At 59.5% G+C, this 17,093-nt stretch carries 15 protein-coding genes; 13 read left to right on the top strand and 2 right to left on the bottom strand.

Going from position 1 to position 17,093, the window contains the following annotated elements; genetic code table 11:
• Positions 1–182: 182 nt before the first annotated feature.
• The 3 genes from acnA (at position 183) to AC1DIH_RS08075 (ending at position 5,645) form a co-directional block, all read left to right on the top strand.
• Positions 183–2,933 (top strand): aconitate hydratase AcnA, encoded by a 2,751-nt coding sequence (gene acnA, locus AC1DIH_RS08085; RefSeq protein WP_477771295.1) that lies wholly within the window; start codon positions 183–185, stop codon positions 2,931–2,933.
• Positions 2,934–3,186: 253 nt separating this feature from the next.
• Positions 3,187–3,978 (top strand): lysostaphin resistance A-like protein, encoded by a 792-nt coding sequence (locus tag AC1DIH_RS08080; protein WP_477771294.1) that lies wholly within the window; start codon positions 3,187–3,189, stop codon positions 3,976–3,978.
• 101 nt (positions 3,979–4,079) lie between these two features.
• On the top strand, positions 4,080–5,645 hold the full coding sequence (locus tag AC1DIH_RS08075) for a methyl-accepting chemotaxis protein (RefSeq protein WP_477771293.1): 1,566 nt from the start codon (positions 4,080–4,082) through the stop codon (positions 5,643–5,645).
• Positions 5,646–5,831: 186 nt separating this feature from the next.
• On the opposite strand, the gene AC1DIH_RS08070 is transcribed toward AC1DIH_RS08075, so the two are convergent.
• A complete protein-coding gene (locus tag AC1DIH_RS08070; RefSeq protein WP_477771292.1) occupies positions 5,832–6,509 on the bottom strand; it encodes an alpha/beta family hydrolase in 678 nt (225 codons plus the stop codon).
• Between the two features lie 98 nt (positions 6,510–6,607).
• Here AC1DIH_RS08070 and ccoN (AC1DIH_RS08065) point away from each other — a divergent pair, with 98 nt between their 5' ends.
• From ccoN (AC1DIH_RS08065) to ccoP (AC1DIH_RS08030), 8 genes are all read left to right on the top strand, one after another.
• Positions 6,608–8,032, top strand: a complete 1,425-nt coding sequence (gene ccoN, locus AC1DIH_RS08065; RefSeq protein WP_477771291.1) for a cytochrome-c oxidase, cbb3-type subunit I — start codon at positions 6,608–6,610, stop codon at positions 8,030–8,032.
• A 10-nt stretch (positions 8,033–8,042) separates the two neighbouring features.
• Complete coding sequence (gene ccoO, locus AC1DIH_RS08060) at positions 8,043–8,651, top strand: cytochrome-c oxidase, cbb3-type subunit II (protein WP_019689557.1); 609 nt, start codon at positions 8,043–8,045, stop codon at positions 8,649–8,651.
• 9 nt (positions 8,652–8,660) lie between these two features.
• Entirely contained in the window at positions 8,661–8,867 is a 207-nt protein-coding gene (locus tag AC1DIH_RS08055) for a cbb3-type cytochrome oxidase subunit 3 (RefSeq protein WP_477771341.1), read from the top strand.
• On the top strand, positions 8,864–9,817 hold the full coding sequence (ccoP, locus tag AC1DIH_RS08050) for a cytochrome-c oxidase, cbb3-type subunit III (RefSeq protein WP_477771290.1): 954 nt from the start codon (positions 8,864–8,866) through the stop codon (positions 9,815–9,817). The genes AC1DIH_RS08055 and ccoP (AC1DIH_RS08050) overlap by 4 nt, the downstream gene beginning before the upstream one ends.
• Positions 9,818–10,299: 482 nt before the next feature.
• Positions 10,300–11,742 carry a cytochrome-c oxidase, cbb3-type subunit I gene (gene ccoN / locus AC1DIH_RS08045; RefSeq protein WP_054593208.1) on the top strand — a complete coding sequence of 481 codons (1,443 nt, stop codon included), beginning with the start codon at positions 10,300–10,302 and terminating at the stop codon, positions 11,740–11,742.
• Positions 11,742–12,350, top strand: coding sequence for a cytochrome-c oxidase, cbb3-type subunit II (gene ccoO, locus AC1DIH_RS08040; RefSeq protein ID WP_054593209.1), 609 nt, complete (start codon positions 11,742–11,744; stop codon positions 12,348–12,350). The genes ccoN (AC1DIH_RS08045) and ccoO (AC1DIH_RS08040) overlap by 1 nt, the downstream gene beginning before the upstream one ends.
• 5 nt (positions 12,351–12,355) lie before the next feature.
• Complete coding sequence (locus AC1DIH_RS08035; RefSeq protein ID WP_003175465.1) at positions 12,356–12,541, top strand: CcoQ/FixQ family Cbb3-type cytochrome c oxidase assembly chaperone; 186 nt, start codon at positions 12,356–12,358, stop codon at positions 12,539–12,541.
• Positions 12,538–13,515: a cytochrome-c oxidase, cbb3-type subunit III gene (ccoP, locus tag AC1DIH_RS08030; RefSeq protein ID WP_427532928.1), complete on the top strand. Its 978-nt coding sequence runs from the start codon at positions 12,538–12,540 to the stop codon at positions 13,513–13,515. The genes AC1DIH_RS08035 and ccoP (AC1DIH_RS08030) overlap by 4 nt, the downstream gene beginning before the upstream one ends.
• Before the next feature lie 78 nt (positions 13,516–13,593).
• On the opposite strand, the gene AC1DIH_RS08025 is transcribed toward ccoP (AC1DIH_RS08030), so the two are convergent.
• Positions 13,594–14,604, bottom strand: a complete 1,011-nt coding sequence (locus AC1DIH_RS08025) for a metallophosphoesterase family protein (protein ID WP_477771289.1) — start codon at positions 14,602–14,604, stop codon at positions 13,594–13,596.
• 473 nt (positions 14,605–15,077) lie between these two features.
• On the opposite strand from AC1DIH_RS08025, the gene ccoG reads away from it, so the two are divergent.
• Complete coding sequence (ccoG, locus tag AC1DIH_RS08020) at positions 15,078–16,493, top strand: cytochrome c oxidase accessory protein CcoG (protein ID WP_347929443.1); 1,416 nt, start codon at positions 15,078–15,080, stop codon at positions 16,491–16,493.
• 11 nt (positions 16,494–16,504) lie between these two features.
• Positions 16,505–17,038, top strand: a complete 534-nt coding sequence (locus AC1DIH_RS08015; protein ID WP_477771288.1) for a FixH family protein — start codon at positions 16,505–16,507, stop codon at positions 17,036–17,038.
• Positions 17,039–17,093 lie beyond the last annotated feature (55 nt).

Below are 17,093 nucleotides of genomic sequence, written 5' to 3'. Positions count from 1 at the left end.
CGATGCCCAGACTTGCGTTGAAGCAAAGCCTGTCACGAAAACCGGCGCATGATAGCCGAGTTCGCAACGCCGGACTTGTCCATAGCGTCCGGTTATTAGCCAGATTTGCCAAACAGGGCTAGGTTAAAGGCTCTGTCCGTCCCGTCAGTCCGTAGCCGTGCGGACTCAAAGGAGTCATTTCAATGCCGTCCCTTGATAGTCTGAAGACCCTTAAAACGCTGAAAATAGACGACAAGACCTACCATTATTTCAGCTTGCCGGAAGCCGCAAAGTCCTTGGGCGATCTCGACAAGCTGCCGATGTCGCTCAAAGTGCTTCTGGAAAACCTGCTGCGCTGGGAAGACGAAAAAACCGTCACCGGCGCCGACCTCAAGGCCCTCGCCGCCTGGCTCAAAGAGCGGCGCAGCGACCGGGAAATCCAGTACCGCCCCGCGCGCGTGTTGATGCAGGATTTCACCGGTGTGCCAGCAGTGGTCGACCTCGCGGCCATGCGCGCCGCCATGGCCAAGGCCGGTGGCGATCCGCAGCGAATCAATCCGCTGTCGCCGGTGGACCTGGTGATCGACCACTCGGTGATGGTCGACAAATTCGCCAGCAGCACGGCCTTCACCCAGAACGTCGACATCGAGATGCAGCGCAATGGCGAGCGTTACGCCTTTCTGCGCTGGGGCCAGAGCGCCTTCGACAACTTCAGTGTGGTGCCGCCGGGCACCGGCATTTGTCACCAGGTCAACCTCGAATACCTCGGCCGCACCGTATGGACCAAAGATGAAGACGGCCGCACCTATGCCTTCCCTGATACGCTGGTCGGCACCGACTCCCACACCACCATGATCAACGGTCTCGGCGTACTCGGCTGGGGCGTGGGCGGCATCGAAGCGGAAGCGGCGATGCTCGGCCAACCGGTGTCGATGCTGATCCCGGAAGTGATCGGTTTCAAACTCACCGGCAAACTCAAGGAAGGCATCACCGCCACTGACCTGGTGCTGACCGTCACCCAGATGCTGCGCAAGAAAGGCGTGGTCGGCAAATTCGTCGAGTTTTACGGTGACGGCCTCGCCGAGTTGCCGCTGGCGGATCGCGCAACTATCGCCAACATGGCCCCGGAATACGGCGCCACCTGCGGCTTTTTCCCGGTGGACGAGGTGACGCTGGAGTACCTGCGCCTGTCCGGTCGGCCCAGCGCCGTGGTGAAACTGGTTGAGGCCTACTGCAAAACCCAGGGCCTGTGGCGTCTGCCCGGCCAGGAGCCGGTGTTCACAGACAGCCTGGCGCTGGACATGAGCAGCGTCGAAGCCAGCCTCGCCGGCCCCAAACGCCCGCAAGACCGGGTGTCGCTGCCAAATGTCGCCCAGGCGTTCACTGACTTCCTCGGCCTGCAAGTCAAGCCCGCCCGCCCCACCAGCAAGGAAGAAGGCCGCCTCGAAAGCGAAGGTGGCGGAGGCGTCGCCGTCGGCAATGCCGATCTCGTGAGTGAGGCGGACTACGAGTACGAGGGCCAGACGTATCGGCTGAAAAACGGTGCCGTGGTGATTGCCGCCATCACCTCGTGCACCAACACCTCCAACCCGAGCGTGATGATGGCGGCCGGGCTGGTGGCCAAAAAAGCCGTGGAGAAAGGCCTCAAGCGTAAACCGTGGGTGAAGAGCTCTCTGGCGCCGGGCTCCAAAGTGGTCACTGACTACTACAAGGCCGCCGGCCTGACCCAATACCTCGATGAATTGGGCTTTTCACTGGTCGGCTACGGCTGCACCACCTGTATCGGTAACTCCGGCCCATTGCTGGAACCGATTGAAAAAGCCATCCAAAGCTCCGACCTGGCCGTCGCCTCGGTGCTGTCCGGCAACCGCAACTTCGAAGGTCGCGTGCACCCGCTGGTGAAAACCAACTGGCTGGCCTCCCCGCCGCTGGTCGTCGCGTATGCCTTGGCCGGCAGCGTGCGCATGGACATCAGCAGCGAGCCGCTGGGTGAAGGCAAGGATGGCAAACCGGTGTACCTGCGGGACATCTGGCCGAGCAGCAAGGAAATCGCCGACGCCGTGGCGCAGGTCGACACCGCGATGTTCCACAAGGAATACGCCGAGGTGTTTGCCGGAGATGCGCAGTGGCAAGCCATCGAAGTCCCGCAAGCGGCGACCTACGTCTGGCAGAAGGATTCCACCTACATCCAGCATCCGCCGTTCTTCGATGACATTTCCGGCCCCCTGCCGGTGATTCAGGACATCAGCGGTGCACGCGTACTGGCGCTGCTCGGCGATTCAGTGACCACCGACCACATCTCCCCCGCCGGCAACATCAAGGCCGACAGCCCGGCCGGACGTTACCTGCGTGAACAAGGCGTGGAACCGCGAGACTTCAACTCCTACGGCTCACGTCGCGGCAACCATGAAGTGATGATGCGCGGCACGTTTGCGAACATCCGCATTCGCAACGAAATGCTCGGCGGCGAAGAAGGCGGCAATACGCTCTACATTCCGACCGGGGAGAAACTGGCGATCTACGATGCCGCCATGCGCTATCAAGCGTCAGGCACCCCGCTGGTGGTGATTGCGGGCCAGGAATACGGCACCGGTTCAAGCCGTGACTGGGCGGCCAAGGGCACCAACCTGCTGGGCGTCAAAGCGGTGATTGCCGAGAGCTTCGAGCGGATTCACCGTTCCAACCTGGTGGGCATGGGCGTGCTGCCGCTGCAATTCAAGCTCGACCAGAACCGCAAGAGCCTGAACCTGACCGGCAAGGAGACCCTCGACATTCAAGGGCTGACGGGCGTCGAGCTGACGCCGCGAATGAACCTGACGCTGGTGATCACCCGCGAGGACGGCAGCAGCGAGAAGGTGGACGTGTTGTGCCGGATCGACACGTTGAACGAAGTGGAATACTTCAAGGCGGGAGGAATTCTGCATTACGTGTTGCGGCAACTAATTGCTTCATAATGTCGCACTGACAAAAACACCGCCTTTGGGCGGTGTTTTTATTTGTGGGATTCTCGTCTCTATAATTCAGCGCCATTTGATAGGCGCTGCTCACAATGTTGTGCCAGACACAAAACCACTGTGGGAGCGAGCCTGCTCGCGATAGCGTACTGACAGTCAACATCAATGTTGAATGTAATTGCCTCATCGCGAGCAGGCTCGCTCCCACAGTGGATCGCGTCACACTGCAGAAACTCGTACACAAGGACTTTACATGATTGCTCTGCCATGGCTCTACCTGGCACTCCTCTCCATCGGCTACGCACTGGCCCTGGTCTACAGCCACCTCGGCTGGCTGGCGACCATTTCCGTCGGGTTGTTAGCGTTCGCCGGCTTTGCCGTTCGCCAACCACAGATCCAGGTCGGTCGCGTCCTGGGTCACGGCCTGTTCGTTTTCCTCGCGGTAGCGCTGGCCATGCACTGGCTTCCCGGTTTCTACAACGGTCGCGGTATCGGCCCGGAACGCTTCAGTGCCGATGCCGTGCCGTTTTCCATGTACCTGAATCTGGACAAGCCACTGATTGGCTTCTGGCTGTTGCTGGTGTGCCCGTGGATTGTCGGTCGCCGCTCCCTGCGCCTTTCACTGTATGCCACCGCCGTGGCACTGCCCTTGAGTGCGCTGGCCGCTCTTGGTGGCGCAATGCTGCTGGGCATGATCAGTTGGGCGCCGAAGTGGCCCGATCAAGCCTGGCTCTGGGTACTGAACAACCTGCTGCTGGTGACGCTGGTCGAGGAGGCGCTGTTTCGCGGTTACATCCAGGGTGGTTTGAGCCGCTGCCTGCAACACCTGCGCTACGGCGAACACCTCGCCCTGCTTGGCGCCACCTTGCTGTTCGGTCTGGCGCACTTCGGTGCTGGCTGGCAATGGGTGCTGCTGGCAAGCCTTGCCGGAGTCGGTTACGGGCTGGCATACCGTTTCGGTGGGCTGGGGGCCGCCATCGCCACGCACTTTGGCTTGAATCTGCTGCACTTTGGCCTCTTTACCTACCCGATGCTGGCGGGCTGAAGTTCAAGGAATGTGCGCCAGCGCTGAATATTGAAAAAATAATTTCAATTTATTCCTGGCATTGCCGACACCCTGTCAAAGCCTTGCGGATTGAAAAAGCCATGCGTAATAACCAGCCCATTACACAACGCGAACGGACCTTTCCGGCTCAGCAACGGTTGATTTCCACGACCGATGCCAAAGGCGTGATCACCTACTGCAACGACGCTTTCGTCGAAATCAGCGGGTTTTCTCGTGAAGAGCTGATCCGTGCACCGCACAACCTGGTCCGTCACCCCGACGTTCCGCYTGCGGTCTTCGCGCACATGTGGGGCACACTGAAACAAGGCTTGCCATGGATGGGCATTGTCAAGAATCGCTGCAAGACCGGTGATCACTACTGGGTTAACGCCTATGTCACACCGGTGTTCGACGGCAATCAGGTGGTCGGTTACGAGTCGGTGCGGGTCAAGCCCAGCGCCGAACAGATCCGCCGCGCCGAAGCACTCTACCAACGCATCAATCAGGGCAAGTCGGCGATTCCTCAAACAGACAAGTGGCTGCCGGTGCTGCAGGACTGGTTGCCGTTCATTCTGGTCAGCCAGTTGAGCTTCATGATCGGCGCCACGCTCAACTCGCAGTGGGGTTTTGCGCTGGCTGCCGGGCTGTCCGTGCCGCTTGGCCTGCTGGGCTTGAGCTGGCAACAGCGTGGCCTCAAGCGCTTGCTGCGCCTGGCCGAGCAGACCACATCCGACCCGCTGATTGCGCAGATGTACACCGACAGCCGCGGCGCTCAAGCGCGCCTGGAAATGTCGATCCTCAGTCAGGAAGCCCGTCTGAAAACCTGCCTGACTCGCCTGCAAGACACCGCCGAACACCTGAACGAGCAAGCTCGACAGTCCGACACCCTGGCGCACAAAAGCTCGACCGGCCTGGAACGTCAGCGCGTCGAAACCGAGCAAGTGGCGACCGCCGTCAACCAGATGGCCGCCACCACCCAGGAAGTCGCCAGCCACGTGCAACGCACCGCTGACGCGACCCAGGAAGCCAATCGCCTGACCGGTCGTGGCCGTGACATCGCCGGTGAAACCCGTGACGCAATCCAGCGTCTGTCGGTGGTGGTCGGTGAAACCGGCCTGACCGTGACCCAACTGGCCAAGGACAGCGACGAAATCGGTGGCGTGGTCGACGTGATCAAAGGCATTGCCGACCAGACCAACCTGCTGGCCTTGAACGCGGCCATCGAAGCGGCTCGCGCCGGCGAGATGGGCCGTGGTTTTGCGGTGGTTGCCGACGAAGTAAGGCAACTGGCGCAACGCACCAGCGAGTCGACCGGGCAGATCCACACCCTGATCGCCAAGCTCCAGCAGACCGCCAGCACCGCGGTGCAAACCATGGAAGCGGGTCACCGTCAGGCTGAAGAAGGCGTGGCACGGGTTCTGGAAGCCGACCAGGCACTGGTGGGCATCAGCGAAGCGGTGGCCAACATCACCGACATGACCACCCAAATCGCTGCCGCGACCGAAGAGCAAAGCGCAGTAGCCGAAGAGATCAGCCGCAACATCAGCACCATCGCACAACTGGCTGACCAGACCTCGGAACAGGCACAGAACTCGGCGTTACTGAGCGAAGAGCTGACCCGCACCGCGAATACCCAGTACTCGTTGGTGGAGCGCTTTAACCGCTGATTGTTGCTGGCAAATACAAAACCCGGGAGGTGAATCTTCCGGGTTTTTTATTGCCAATCTGAAAGTGATGTCGCCTGTCAGGCCCCTATCGCGAGCGGGCTCGCTCCCACAGGGTTTTGTGCATCACCACAATCCACTGTGGGAGCGAGCCTGCTCGCGATGAGGCCGCAACTGCCACCCTCATTATCAGAGAAGAAACTCAGCAACCTTCTGCGCCGCAGCCGCCAAATGCTGCTCATGAGTAAACCCGGACGCCTTCAACGGCTTCAAATCATGATCGCCAGCCACCAGCCAGAACACCTCGATATTCGGCGCTAACGTATAACCCTCGACCGCCTCACGACTCCCCAACGCATCCCTCTCCCCTTGCACAATCAGCGTCGGCGTCTTTAAACCGGCCAGATGCTCGACCCGCGGCTTTTCCGGTTTACCCACCGCATAAAACGGATACCCCAGACACACCAACCCATCAGCCCCCAACTCATCAGCCAGCAAACTGGCCATGCGCCCGCCCATGGACTTGCCGCCTATGGCCAGACGCCCAGCGACATGGCGTCGCACCAGGGCATGCACTTCACGCCAGCATTCGAGCAATTTGGGCGCCGGATTCGGCGGGCGTTTGCCACCGTCGATGCGCCGCTGCGCCATGTACGGAAACTCGAACCGCAACACGTTGACGCCCAGCCCGGCAAGGCGTGCGGCGATGTCGTTCATCCACTCACTGTCCATCGGTGCGCCCGCGCCATGAGCGAGAATCAGCGTCGCCGATGCCGGCGCCGAGGCGGCGTCCCACAACCATCCGCGATCCTGCACGCACTGCGCCCATTGATCCCCGTCAATACTGGCCTTGTGCTGTTTGTCCATGCTTGCCTCGCTTTTAATCTGCCTATAACTCCAGGCGAAGGGAGCGTCATCGCCATGCGCGAACGCTTTCACTTCGGCTGAACCGTGGATGGGGAACCATGAACACTTCTTTAAGTACCGCCTATAACTACAAGGTGGTCCGCCAATTCGCCATTATGACGGTGGTGTGGGGCATCGTCGGCATGGGGCTCGGGGTTTTTCTCGCGGCTCAATTGGTCTGGCCTGAACTCAACTTCAATTTGCCCTGGACCAGCTTCGGCCGTTTGCGCCCGCTGCACACCAACGCGGTGATCTTCGCGTTCGGCGGCTGTGCCCTGTTCGCCAGCTCCTTCTATTCGGTGCAACGTACCTGCCAGACGCAGCTGTTCGCGCCGAAAATCGCCGCATTCTGCTTCTGGGGCTGGCAGTTGGTCATTGTCCTGGCCGCCATCAGCCTGCCGCTGGGCTACACCACTTCCAAGGAATACGCCGAGCTGGAATGGCCGATCGCCATTTTGATCGCTATCGTCTGGGTCGCCTACGGCGTCGTGTTCTTCGGCACGGTGATGAAGCGCAAGACCAAGCACATCTACGTCGGTAACTGGTTCTTCGGTGCGTTCATCATCACCGTGGCCATCCTGCATATCGTCAACCACGCCTCCCTGCCGGTGAGCTGGACCAAGTCCTACTCGGCCTACGGCGGTGCAACGGATGCCATGGTCCAGTGGTGGTACGGACACAACGCGGTAGGTTTCTTCCTCACCGCCGGTTTCCTCGGGATGATGTACTACTTCGTGCCGAAACAGGCCGAACGCCCGGTGTACTCGTATCGCCTGTCGATCGTGCACTTCTGGGCACTGATCACCCTGTACATCTGGGCCGGCCCGCACCACTTGCACTACACCGCGCTGCCGGACTGGGCGCAGTCGCTGGGCATGGTGATGTCGCTGATCCTGCTGGCACCGAGCTGGGGCGGGATGATCAACGGCATGATGACCCTCTCGGGCGCCTGGCATAAGTTGCGCAGCGACCCGATCCTGCGCTTCCTCGTGGTGTCCCTGGCGTTCTACGGCATGTCGACCTTCGAAGGGCCGATGATGGCGATCAAGACGGTCAACGCCCTCTCCCACTACACCGACTGGACCATCGGCCACGTACACGCCGGCGCACTCGGCTGGGTGGCAATGATCTCGATCGGCGCGCTGTACCACATGATCCCGAAAATCTTCGGCCGCACGCAGATGTACAGCCTCGGCCTGATCAACGCGCACTTCTGGCTCGCGACCATCGGCACCGTGCTCTACATCGCCTCGATGTGGGTCAACGGCATCGCCCAGGGCCTGATGTGGCGCGCGGTCAACGAAGACGGCACGCTGACCTACTCCTTCGTCGAAACCCTGGTGGCCAGCCACCCAGGCTACGTCGTGCGGCTGGTGGGCGGCGCGATCTTCTTCAGCGGCATGCTGCTGATGGCTTACAACACCTGGCGCACCGTGCGTGCCGCACAGCCAGCCGAAGTCGCCGCCGCGGCGCAGATGGCCTGAGGAGTCCGCCATGAAACACGAAACGATTGAGAAAAACGTCGGCCTGCTGTTGCTGCTGATGGTCTTCGCGGTGAGCATCGGCGGTCTGACCCAGATCGTCCCGCTGTTCTTCCAGGACGTCACCAACAAGCCGGTCGAAGGCATGAAGCCTTACACCGCGCTGCAACTCGAAGGTCGCGACATCTACATCCGCGAAGGTTGCGTCGGTTGCCATTCACAGATGATTCGTCCGTTCCGCGCCGAGACCGAGCGCTACGGCCACTACTCGGTGGCCGGTGAAAGCGTCTGGGATCACCCGTTCCTGTGGGGCTCCAAACGCACCGGCCCGGACCTGGCCCGGGTCGGCGGTCGCTACTCGGAAGACTGGCATCGCGCGCACTTGTACAACCCGCGCAACGTGGTGCCGGAGTCGAAGATGCCCGCCTACCCATGGCTGGTGGCCAACGCGCTGGACAGCAGCCACACCGAAACCAAGTTGCGGACCATGCGCACCCTCGGCGTTCCGTACACCGACGAAGACATTGCAGGCAGCGTCGAAACGCTCAAGGGCAAGACCGAAATGGACGCGCTGGTCGCCTACCTGCAAGTGCTCGGCACTGCGATCAAGAGCAAGAGGTGAGCCATGGCCATGTTCTTTGAGATAAGTAGCGGAATGATCCGTGGCCTGGGCACCGTCGTCGTCTTCATCGCCTTCGTCGGCCTGACACTGTGGGTTTTCAACGGCAAACGCAGTCCGGATTTCGCCGAAGCGCGCCTGCTGCCTTTTGCCGATGAACCGCAACCCGACGACACCAATAGCCAAGAAACAGCAACAACAAGGAGTACCCGGCCATGACCACCTTCTGGAGTACGTGGATCTGCGTACTGACCATTGGCAGCCTGATCGGCCTGACCTGGCTGCTGATCGGCACCCGCAAGGGCGAAACCAAGGGCAGCGTCGACCAGACCATGGGCCACAGCTTCGACGGCATCGAGGAGTACGACAATCCGCTGCCGCAGTGGTGGTTCATGCTGTTCGCCGGGACCCTGGTGTTTGCCGTCGGCTACCTGATCCTTTATCCGGGCCTGGGCAACTGGAAAGGCGTACTGCCGGGCTATCAGGACGGCTGGACCCAGACCAAGGAATGGGACCGGGAAATGGCCAAGGCCGACGCCAGGTTCGGGCCGATCTTCGCCAAATTCGCGGCCATGCCCGTGGAAGAGGTCGCCAAGGATCCACAAGCGCTGAAAATGGGCGGACGCCTGTTTGCCTCCAACTGCGCGGTCTGCCACGGCTCGGATGCCAAGGGCGCTTTCGGCTTCCCTAACCTCACCGACAACATCTGGCGTTGGGGCGGCAGTGCCGAAACCATCAAGACCACGATCATGGGCGGACGCATGGCGGCCATGCCGGCCTGGGGTGAAGTACTGGGCGAGACCGGGGTGAAAAACGTCGCGGCGTATGTGCGTCACGAGCTCGCCGGCCTGCCGCTGCCAACCGACAGCGGCGCTGACCTGCAAGCCGGACAGCAAACGTTCAGCACCACCTGCGTAGCCTGTCATGGTGCAAAAGGCCAGGGCACGGAGCTGATGGGCGCGCCAGACCTGACGCAACCGACAGGCTTCATCTACGGCACCAGCCTGACGCAGCTGCAACAGACCATCCGCCATGGTCGCCAGGGTCAGATGCCGGCGCAGCACGAACTGCTCGGTAACGACAAGGTGCAACTGCTGGCCGCGTATGTGTACAGCTTGTCTCACAGCCCGAACGCCGAGCGTTTGCAGGCTGAAAGCAAAACCGAATAAATCGTCACTGCCCAACTGCTGCATTCACCCGAATGCGGCAGTTCCCTGCTCCTTTGCGACGCATTGTCGCACCCCTCAATGGTCTGCCTTTCGGTTCGGTGGATTCGCGTCTACGCTTGCTTCGAAGCGGACTGGCAACAGCCGGTCAAAGGTCAACCGTACACGATGCGTTCGACGAATCTGTTCGATGACAGGCCGCAAAGGCTGGTAGATACCGGCTGTCGCGCAAATTGCCGCCTGTCACCTGCCCGCCTCGTTTGAACACACCCAGTTACACCTGACCCGACCCCCTCGCCTTTTTGGTCCGCCGAGACATTTTGTCCATGGGCAATTTTGTCCCTACGCGGAGCATGGAAAGGCCGCAGAATCAGCTTTTGAAAGCATTGACGTGGGTCATGGCGCGTTGCAATGACCCCCCGCTTTCTCCATACTTGCGACCGATTTTTATCCCTAATAAAACACCTAAACCGTGGAACCTTAGAATGAGCACAGCAATCAGTCCGACTGCTTATAACTATAAGGTAGTCCGCCAGTTCGCCATCATGACGGTGGTCTGGGGGATCCTTGGCATGGGGCTCGGTGTCTTCATCGCCTCACAACTGGTCTGGCCGGAGTTGAATTTCGGCCTGCCGTGGACGACGTTTGGACGCCTACGCCCATTGCACACCAACCTGGTGATTTTCGCCTTCGGTGGTTGTGCACTGTTTGCCACTTCTTACTACGTCGTGCAGCGAACCTGCCAAACGCGACTGATTTCCGACAGCCTCGCCGCCTTCCACTTCTGGGGTTGGCAAGCGGTGATCGTCGGCGCGATCGTTACCTTGCCGTTGGGTTACACCACCACCAAGGAATACGCGGAACTGGAATGGCCCCTGGCTATCCTGCTGGCCATCGTCTGGGTCACCTACGGCCTGGTGTTCTTCGGCACCATCGTCAAGCGCAAGACCAAGCACATCTATGTCGGCAACTGGTTCTACGGTGCCTTCATCGTCGTGACAGCGATGCTGCACATCGTCAACCACGCGTCCTTGCCGGTCAGCTTCTTCAAGTCCTACTCGGCGTACGCCGGTGCGACTGACGCCATGATCCAGTGGTGGTACGGCCACAACGCGGTAGGTTTCTTCCTGACCACCGGGTTCCTGGGGATGATGTACTACTTCGTGCCGAAACAGGCCGAGCGTCCGATCTACTCGTATCGCCTGTCGATCGTGCACTTCTGGGCACTGATCACCCTGTACATCTGGGCAGGTCCGCACCACCTGCACTACACCGCACTGCCGGACTGGGCCCAGTCGCTGGGCATGGCGATGTCGATCATCCTGCTGGCACCAAGCTGGGGCGGCATGATCAACGGCATGATGACCCTGTCGGGCGCCTGGCATAAGCTGCGCACCGACCCGATCCTGCGTTTCCTGGTCGTGTCCCTGGCGTTCTACGGCATGTCGACCTTCGAAGGCCCGATGATGGCCATCAAGACCGTCAACTCGCTGTCTCACTACACCGACTGGACCATCGGCCACGTACACGCCGGTGCCTTGGGCTGGGTAGCGATGATTTCGATCGGTGCGCTGTACCACATGATTCCGAAAATCTTCGGTCGTGCGCAGATGCACAGCATCGGCCTGATCAACACGCACTTCTGGCTCGCGACCATCGGTACCGTGCTCTACATCGCTTCGATGTGGGTCAACGGCATCACCCAGGGTCTGATGTGGCGTGCAATCAACGATGACGGCACCCTCACCTACTCCTTCGTCGAAGCCCTGCAAGCCAGCCACCCTGGTTTCATCGTCCGCGCCCTTGGTGGTGCGTTCTTTGCCAGCGGCATGCTGTTCATGGCGTACAACGTGTTCCGCACCGTACGCGCCTCGAATCCGGAAGATGCTGAAGCCGCCGCTCAGATCGCTGTCGTTGGAGCTCACTGATGAAGCATGAAGCAGTCGAGAAGAATATTGGCCTGCTGGCCTTCTTCATGGTCATCGCCGTCAGCATCGGCGGCCTGACCCAGATCGTCCCCCTGTTTTTCCAGGACGTGACCAACAAGCCGGTTGAAGGCATGAAGCCACGCCCGGCGCTGGAACTTGAAGGCCGTGACATTTTCATCGCCAACGGTTGCGTCGGCTGCCACTCGCAGATGATCCGTCCGTTCCGTGCTGAAACCGAACGTTATGGCCACTACTCGGTAGCCGGTGAAAGCGTTTGGGACCACCCGTTCCTGTGGGGCTCCAAGCGTACCGGTCCGGACCTGGCCCGCGTAGGCGGTCGTTACTCCGATGACTGGCAGCGTGCGCACTTGTACAACCCGCGCAACGTGGTGCCTGAGTCGAAAATGCCGGCTTACCCGTTCCTCGTGGAAAACAAGCTCGACGGCAAGGACACCGCGAAGAAAATGGAAGTCTTGCGCACCCTCGGCGTTCCTTACACCGACGAAGACATCGCCGGTGCAAAAGATGCCGTGAAGGGCAAAACCGAAATGGACGCGCTGGTGGCCTATCTGCAAGGCCTGGGCACCATCATCAAAAGCAAACGGTGATCTGGATGGATATCGGGATGATTCGTGGCCTGGGCACCGTTGTCGTGATGGTTGCCTTTATCGGTCTGGCGCTGTGGGTATTCAGCCCCAAGCGCAAGTCGGAGTTTGAAGACGCGACCTTGCTGCCTTTCGCGGATGATCCCGAAGCCATCAAGCACGTCGAGCAAGCTTCTAGGAGTAACAAAGAATGACTACGTTCTGGAGTCTGTACGTCACAGTCCTCAGTCTGGGTACCATCTTCGCCCTGACCTGGCTGCTGCTGTCGACCCGCAAGGGCCAGCGCGCCGAGCAGACGGATGAGACGGTTGGCCACGCCTTCGACGGGATCGAGGAGTATGACAACCCGCTGCCGAAATGGTGGTTCATGCTGTTTGTCGGCACCATCATCTTCGCCCTCGGCTACCTCGTGCTGTACCCGGGCCTGGGCAACTGGAAAGGCCTGCTGCCAGGTTACGGCTACCTCGACAACGAGAAGCAGACCGCGTTCGCCAACGGCCAGTCCGGCTGGACCGGCGTTCACGAGTGGGAAAAGGAAATGGCCAAATCGGACGCCAAGTTCGGTCCGATCTTCGCCAAATTCGCAGCCATGCCAATTGAGGAAGTTGCCAAGGACCCGCAAGCCCTGAAGATGGGTGGCCGCCTGTTCGCCTCCAACTGCTCGGTTTGCCACGGTTCCGACGCCAAAGGCGCTTACGGCTTCCCGAACCTGACCGACGAAGACTGGCGTTGGGGCGGCGAGCCACAAACCATCAAGACCACCATCATGGGCGGTCGCCACGCGATGATGCCGGCCTGGGGTGAAGTGATCGGCGAGCAAGGCGTCAGCGATGTTGCCGCGTTCGTGTTGACCAACCTCGATGGCCGCAAGCTGCCGGAAGGCGCCAAGGCCGACCCGGTTGCCGGCCAGAAGATTTTCGCCGCCAACTGCGTGGCTTGCCACGGTCCGGAAGGTAAAGGCACCCCAGCCATGGGCGCGCCTAACCTGACCCACCCGGCCGCGTTCATCTACGGTTCGAGCTTCGCTCAACTGCAGCAGACCATCCGTTACGGCCGTCAGGGCCAGATGCCTGCGCAAGAACAGCTGCAAGGCAACGACAAGGTTCACCTGCTGGCCGCTTACGTCTACAGCCTGTCTCACGGTGAGAAGGCAACAAACGCCGAGTAAGGCAAACGCGTGATCGCAACAAAAAACGGCCCCGCCAGTGATCTGGCGGGGCCGTTTTCATTTCCGTCATTCATTTGCCTACTTCAAGACAGGGATGACCTTATCGAGCTTTCGACTTGGCCAGTTACTGTTGCGGACAACGCTGACCGCCAGCGACTGCCGGTCAGCGGTAAAACTGGCAATCAGATAAGTTTGCTGGGAGGCAGAGCCGCTCAGAAACACCGGCACATCACCAAAGTACTTTGGCTTGCCCCAATCAAAGTAAGCCCCCGCCCAGCCGTGATCATGCCCACCAAAGACCGCCGTCACCCGGTATGTCTCGAGCATTTGTTGAAATCGTGCAATTTGCTCGTCATCCCCCTTCCAATCGAAAACCTTGTGCATATTGAGAATAATGATCTTGCCCTGCTCCCGAGCGCTCTTTAGATCCTCCTCCAGCCAGTCAAGCGCAGGGGTAATTTCAAACACTGTCGGAGCCAGTGGATTGCCGGAGGTAAAACTGACGGTATAGGTCGGCTCATTGTTCAATTGAACCATGTGCACATCACCGACATTTTTCGAGTAAGCGAGGCTGCCATAATAGATACTTCCCAAGCCTGAACTTCTTGCCGCCAGATCCATGGATTCGACTTTTCCCCAGTAGCGCTCCTTGAGGTCGTTGACACTGCCAGCCGCACAGAGATTCAGGAAGCAGTCGCCCACGTTATTGGCATAGTCATGATTACCCAGCCCGTAATCATATAGCCCCTCCAGTTTATTCTCGAAAACCGACTTCATGTATGAACGTTCGCCACCATGGCCAAAGGCTGTGATATCTCCGTTAATCATCACCGGTATGCGGGATGCGCCGCCATTCAGCTTCCTGAAACTTGAAATATCGGAGTACTGCAACTCTATCAGCTCTTTTGAGCGCGCCTCCTTGTTGGGGTCCGGAAGATCATCATCCGTGAGATCAGTCCAGGGGTATTGCGAATCCGATACAAACACCATATGGCGCGGCGTCTCTGTAGACGAGGCGCCATAGACCACAGGGATAACCAACACCAGTGCAAGACACACCAGCCACACACGCTCTTTATATAAAGTCATAGAAGTCCATTTCCATCGATAGTTAACAGCCACTCCATAGCGGCAACTGCAAAATATATCGCCCATCGATAATTAACAAACTACCGACCTCTGCAGTTCAACAGCAGATATTTCCAACATTTCCTGATATTCGCTCACTTCAAAACATTCACTAAAAAATGTTCTATATAGTCCAGCGCAAATGAACGTCAGGCAGTGGAAGGCGGGGGATGCGGGAGTCGGACTCGGTACGCCCCTTGCGGGCGCGCGGAAGTCACCCTGGCCGGACGGACAGCTATACTCAACAAGTCAATTGATCTGCATCACGATTTGTTACATTTGCTACACCATCTACGAATTTTCACCAACGCGACCAAAGGTCGCACCCTTGAACTAGAGCGACAGGCGTATCATTGCGCCACTGCAACAACCCTTTTTGACCGCGGTCGGCACGTACTGACCGAGGCATTTTTCCACTGCCGTGGGATGCAATGATGAGCAACCAGATTCCGGTACACGACGTCACCCCGCCTGCCAAAAACGCAAATAACAGCGTCGACCTCTACGCCTCTCGGGAAAAAATCTACACCCGTGCCTTCACCGGCTTGTTCCGCAATTTGCGGATGGCCGGCGGTGCCGCGTTGTTCCTGCTGTATTTCGGCACGGTCTGGCTCAATTGGGGCGGTCACCAGGCGGTCTGGTGGAACCTGCCGGAGCGCAAATTCTTCATCTTCGGTGCGACCTTCTGGCCGCAGGATTTCATCCTGCTGTCCGGCCTGTTGATCATCAGCGCCTTCGGCCTGTTTTTCATTACCGTCTATGCCGGACGCATCTGGTGCGGCTATACCTGCCCGCAAAGTGTCTGGACCTGGATTTTCATGTGGTGCGAGAAGGTCACCGAAGGTGACCGCAACCAACGCATCAAGCTCGACAAGGCGCCAATGAGCGCCAACAAGTTCTTGCGCAAGCTCAGCAAACACACGATGTGGCTGTTGATCGGTTTCGTCACCGGCATGACTTTTGTCGGCTACTTCTCACCGATTCGTGAACTGACGATCGACTTCTTCACCGGCCAGGCTGATGGCTGGTCGTATTTCTGGGTCGGCTTCTTCACCCTTGCCACTTACGGCAACGCCGGCTGGTTGCGCGAACAGGTGTGCATCTACATGTGCCCTTACGCGCGCTTCCAGAGCGTGATGTTCGACAAGGACACGCTGATCGTTTCCTACGACCCGCGCCGCGGCGAAGCCCGTGGTCCGCGCAAAAAAGGCATCGACTACAAGGCTCAGGGCCTGGGCGACTGCATCGACTGCACCATGTGCGTTCAGGTGTGCCCGACCGGCATCGACATCCGTGACGGCTTGCAGATCGAATGCATTGGCTGTGCCGCCTGCATCGATGCCTGCGACAGCATCATGGACAAGATGGACTACCCGCGCGGCCTGATCAGCTACACCACCGAGCACAACCTGTCCGGGCAAAAAACCCATAAACTGCGTCCGCGCCTGATCGGTTACGCGCTGGTGTTGCTGGCCATGATCAGCTTGCTGATCACCGCGTTCTTCATGCGCTCGCTGGTCGGCTTCGATGTCAGCAAGGACCGCGTGCTGTACCGCGAGAACGCCGAAGGCCGGATCGAGAACGTCTACAGCCTCAAAGTCATGAACAAGGACCAGCGCGACCACACCTACGTGCTGGAAGCCTCCGGGCTGCCGGATCTCAAGCTGCAAGGCAAGCGCGAGATCAAGGTGGCTGCTGGCGAAATCTTCAGCATGCCGGTCGAACTGTCGAGTGCACCGGAACAACTGCCGTCGAGCACCAACGAGGTGAAATTCACCCTCAAGGATGCCGACGACAACAGCGTCCACGTTGAAGCCAAGAGCCGATTCATCGGCCCACAAACCCGTTGAGAGAAGTCATCATGCCCGCAGCAACTGCCACCAGCCCTTGGTACAAGCACCTCTGGCCATGGATCATCATCGGGATTCTGACCTGTTCGGTGACACTGACCCTGTCCATGGTGACCATTGCCGTCAAAAACCCGGATAACCTGGTCAACGACAATTACTACGAGGCGGGCAAAGGCATCAACCGTTCGCTGGACCGCGAGCTGCTGGCCCAGACCCTGCTGTTGCGCGCCAACGTGCATCTGGATGAGGTGACCGGCGAAGTCGACGTGCGCCTGACCGGTAACAGCATGCCCGCGACCCTGGAACTGAACCTGATCTCGCCGACCCAGCCGGATAAAGACCGCAAGATCACCCTGACCCGCAGCGCGACCGAACCCGGTCGTTATATCGGCCAGTTGACCGACAAGATCGAAGGCCGGCGCTTCGTCGAGCTGCTGGGCAGCCAGGACGATCATGTGTGGCGAATGTTCGAAGAAGAACAGATCGGCCACGACAAGCATTTGCTGCTCGGTGACGAACCGCTGCAAGGCGCCGAAGATCAGTAGCAGTAACACCTGCGCTTCGCGCATCGCGAGCAGGCTCGCTCCCACAGTGACCTCT

The sequence above is a fragment of the Pseudomonas sp. 05N36 genome (genome assembly GCF_056397385.1).
Note: the sequence above shows the minus strand (reverse complement) of the source record. Positions and strands in the feature narration are given on the sequence as shown.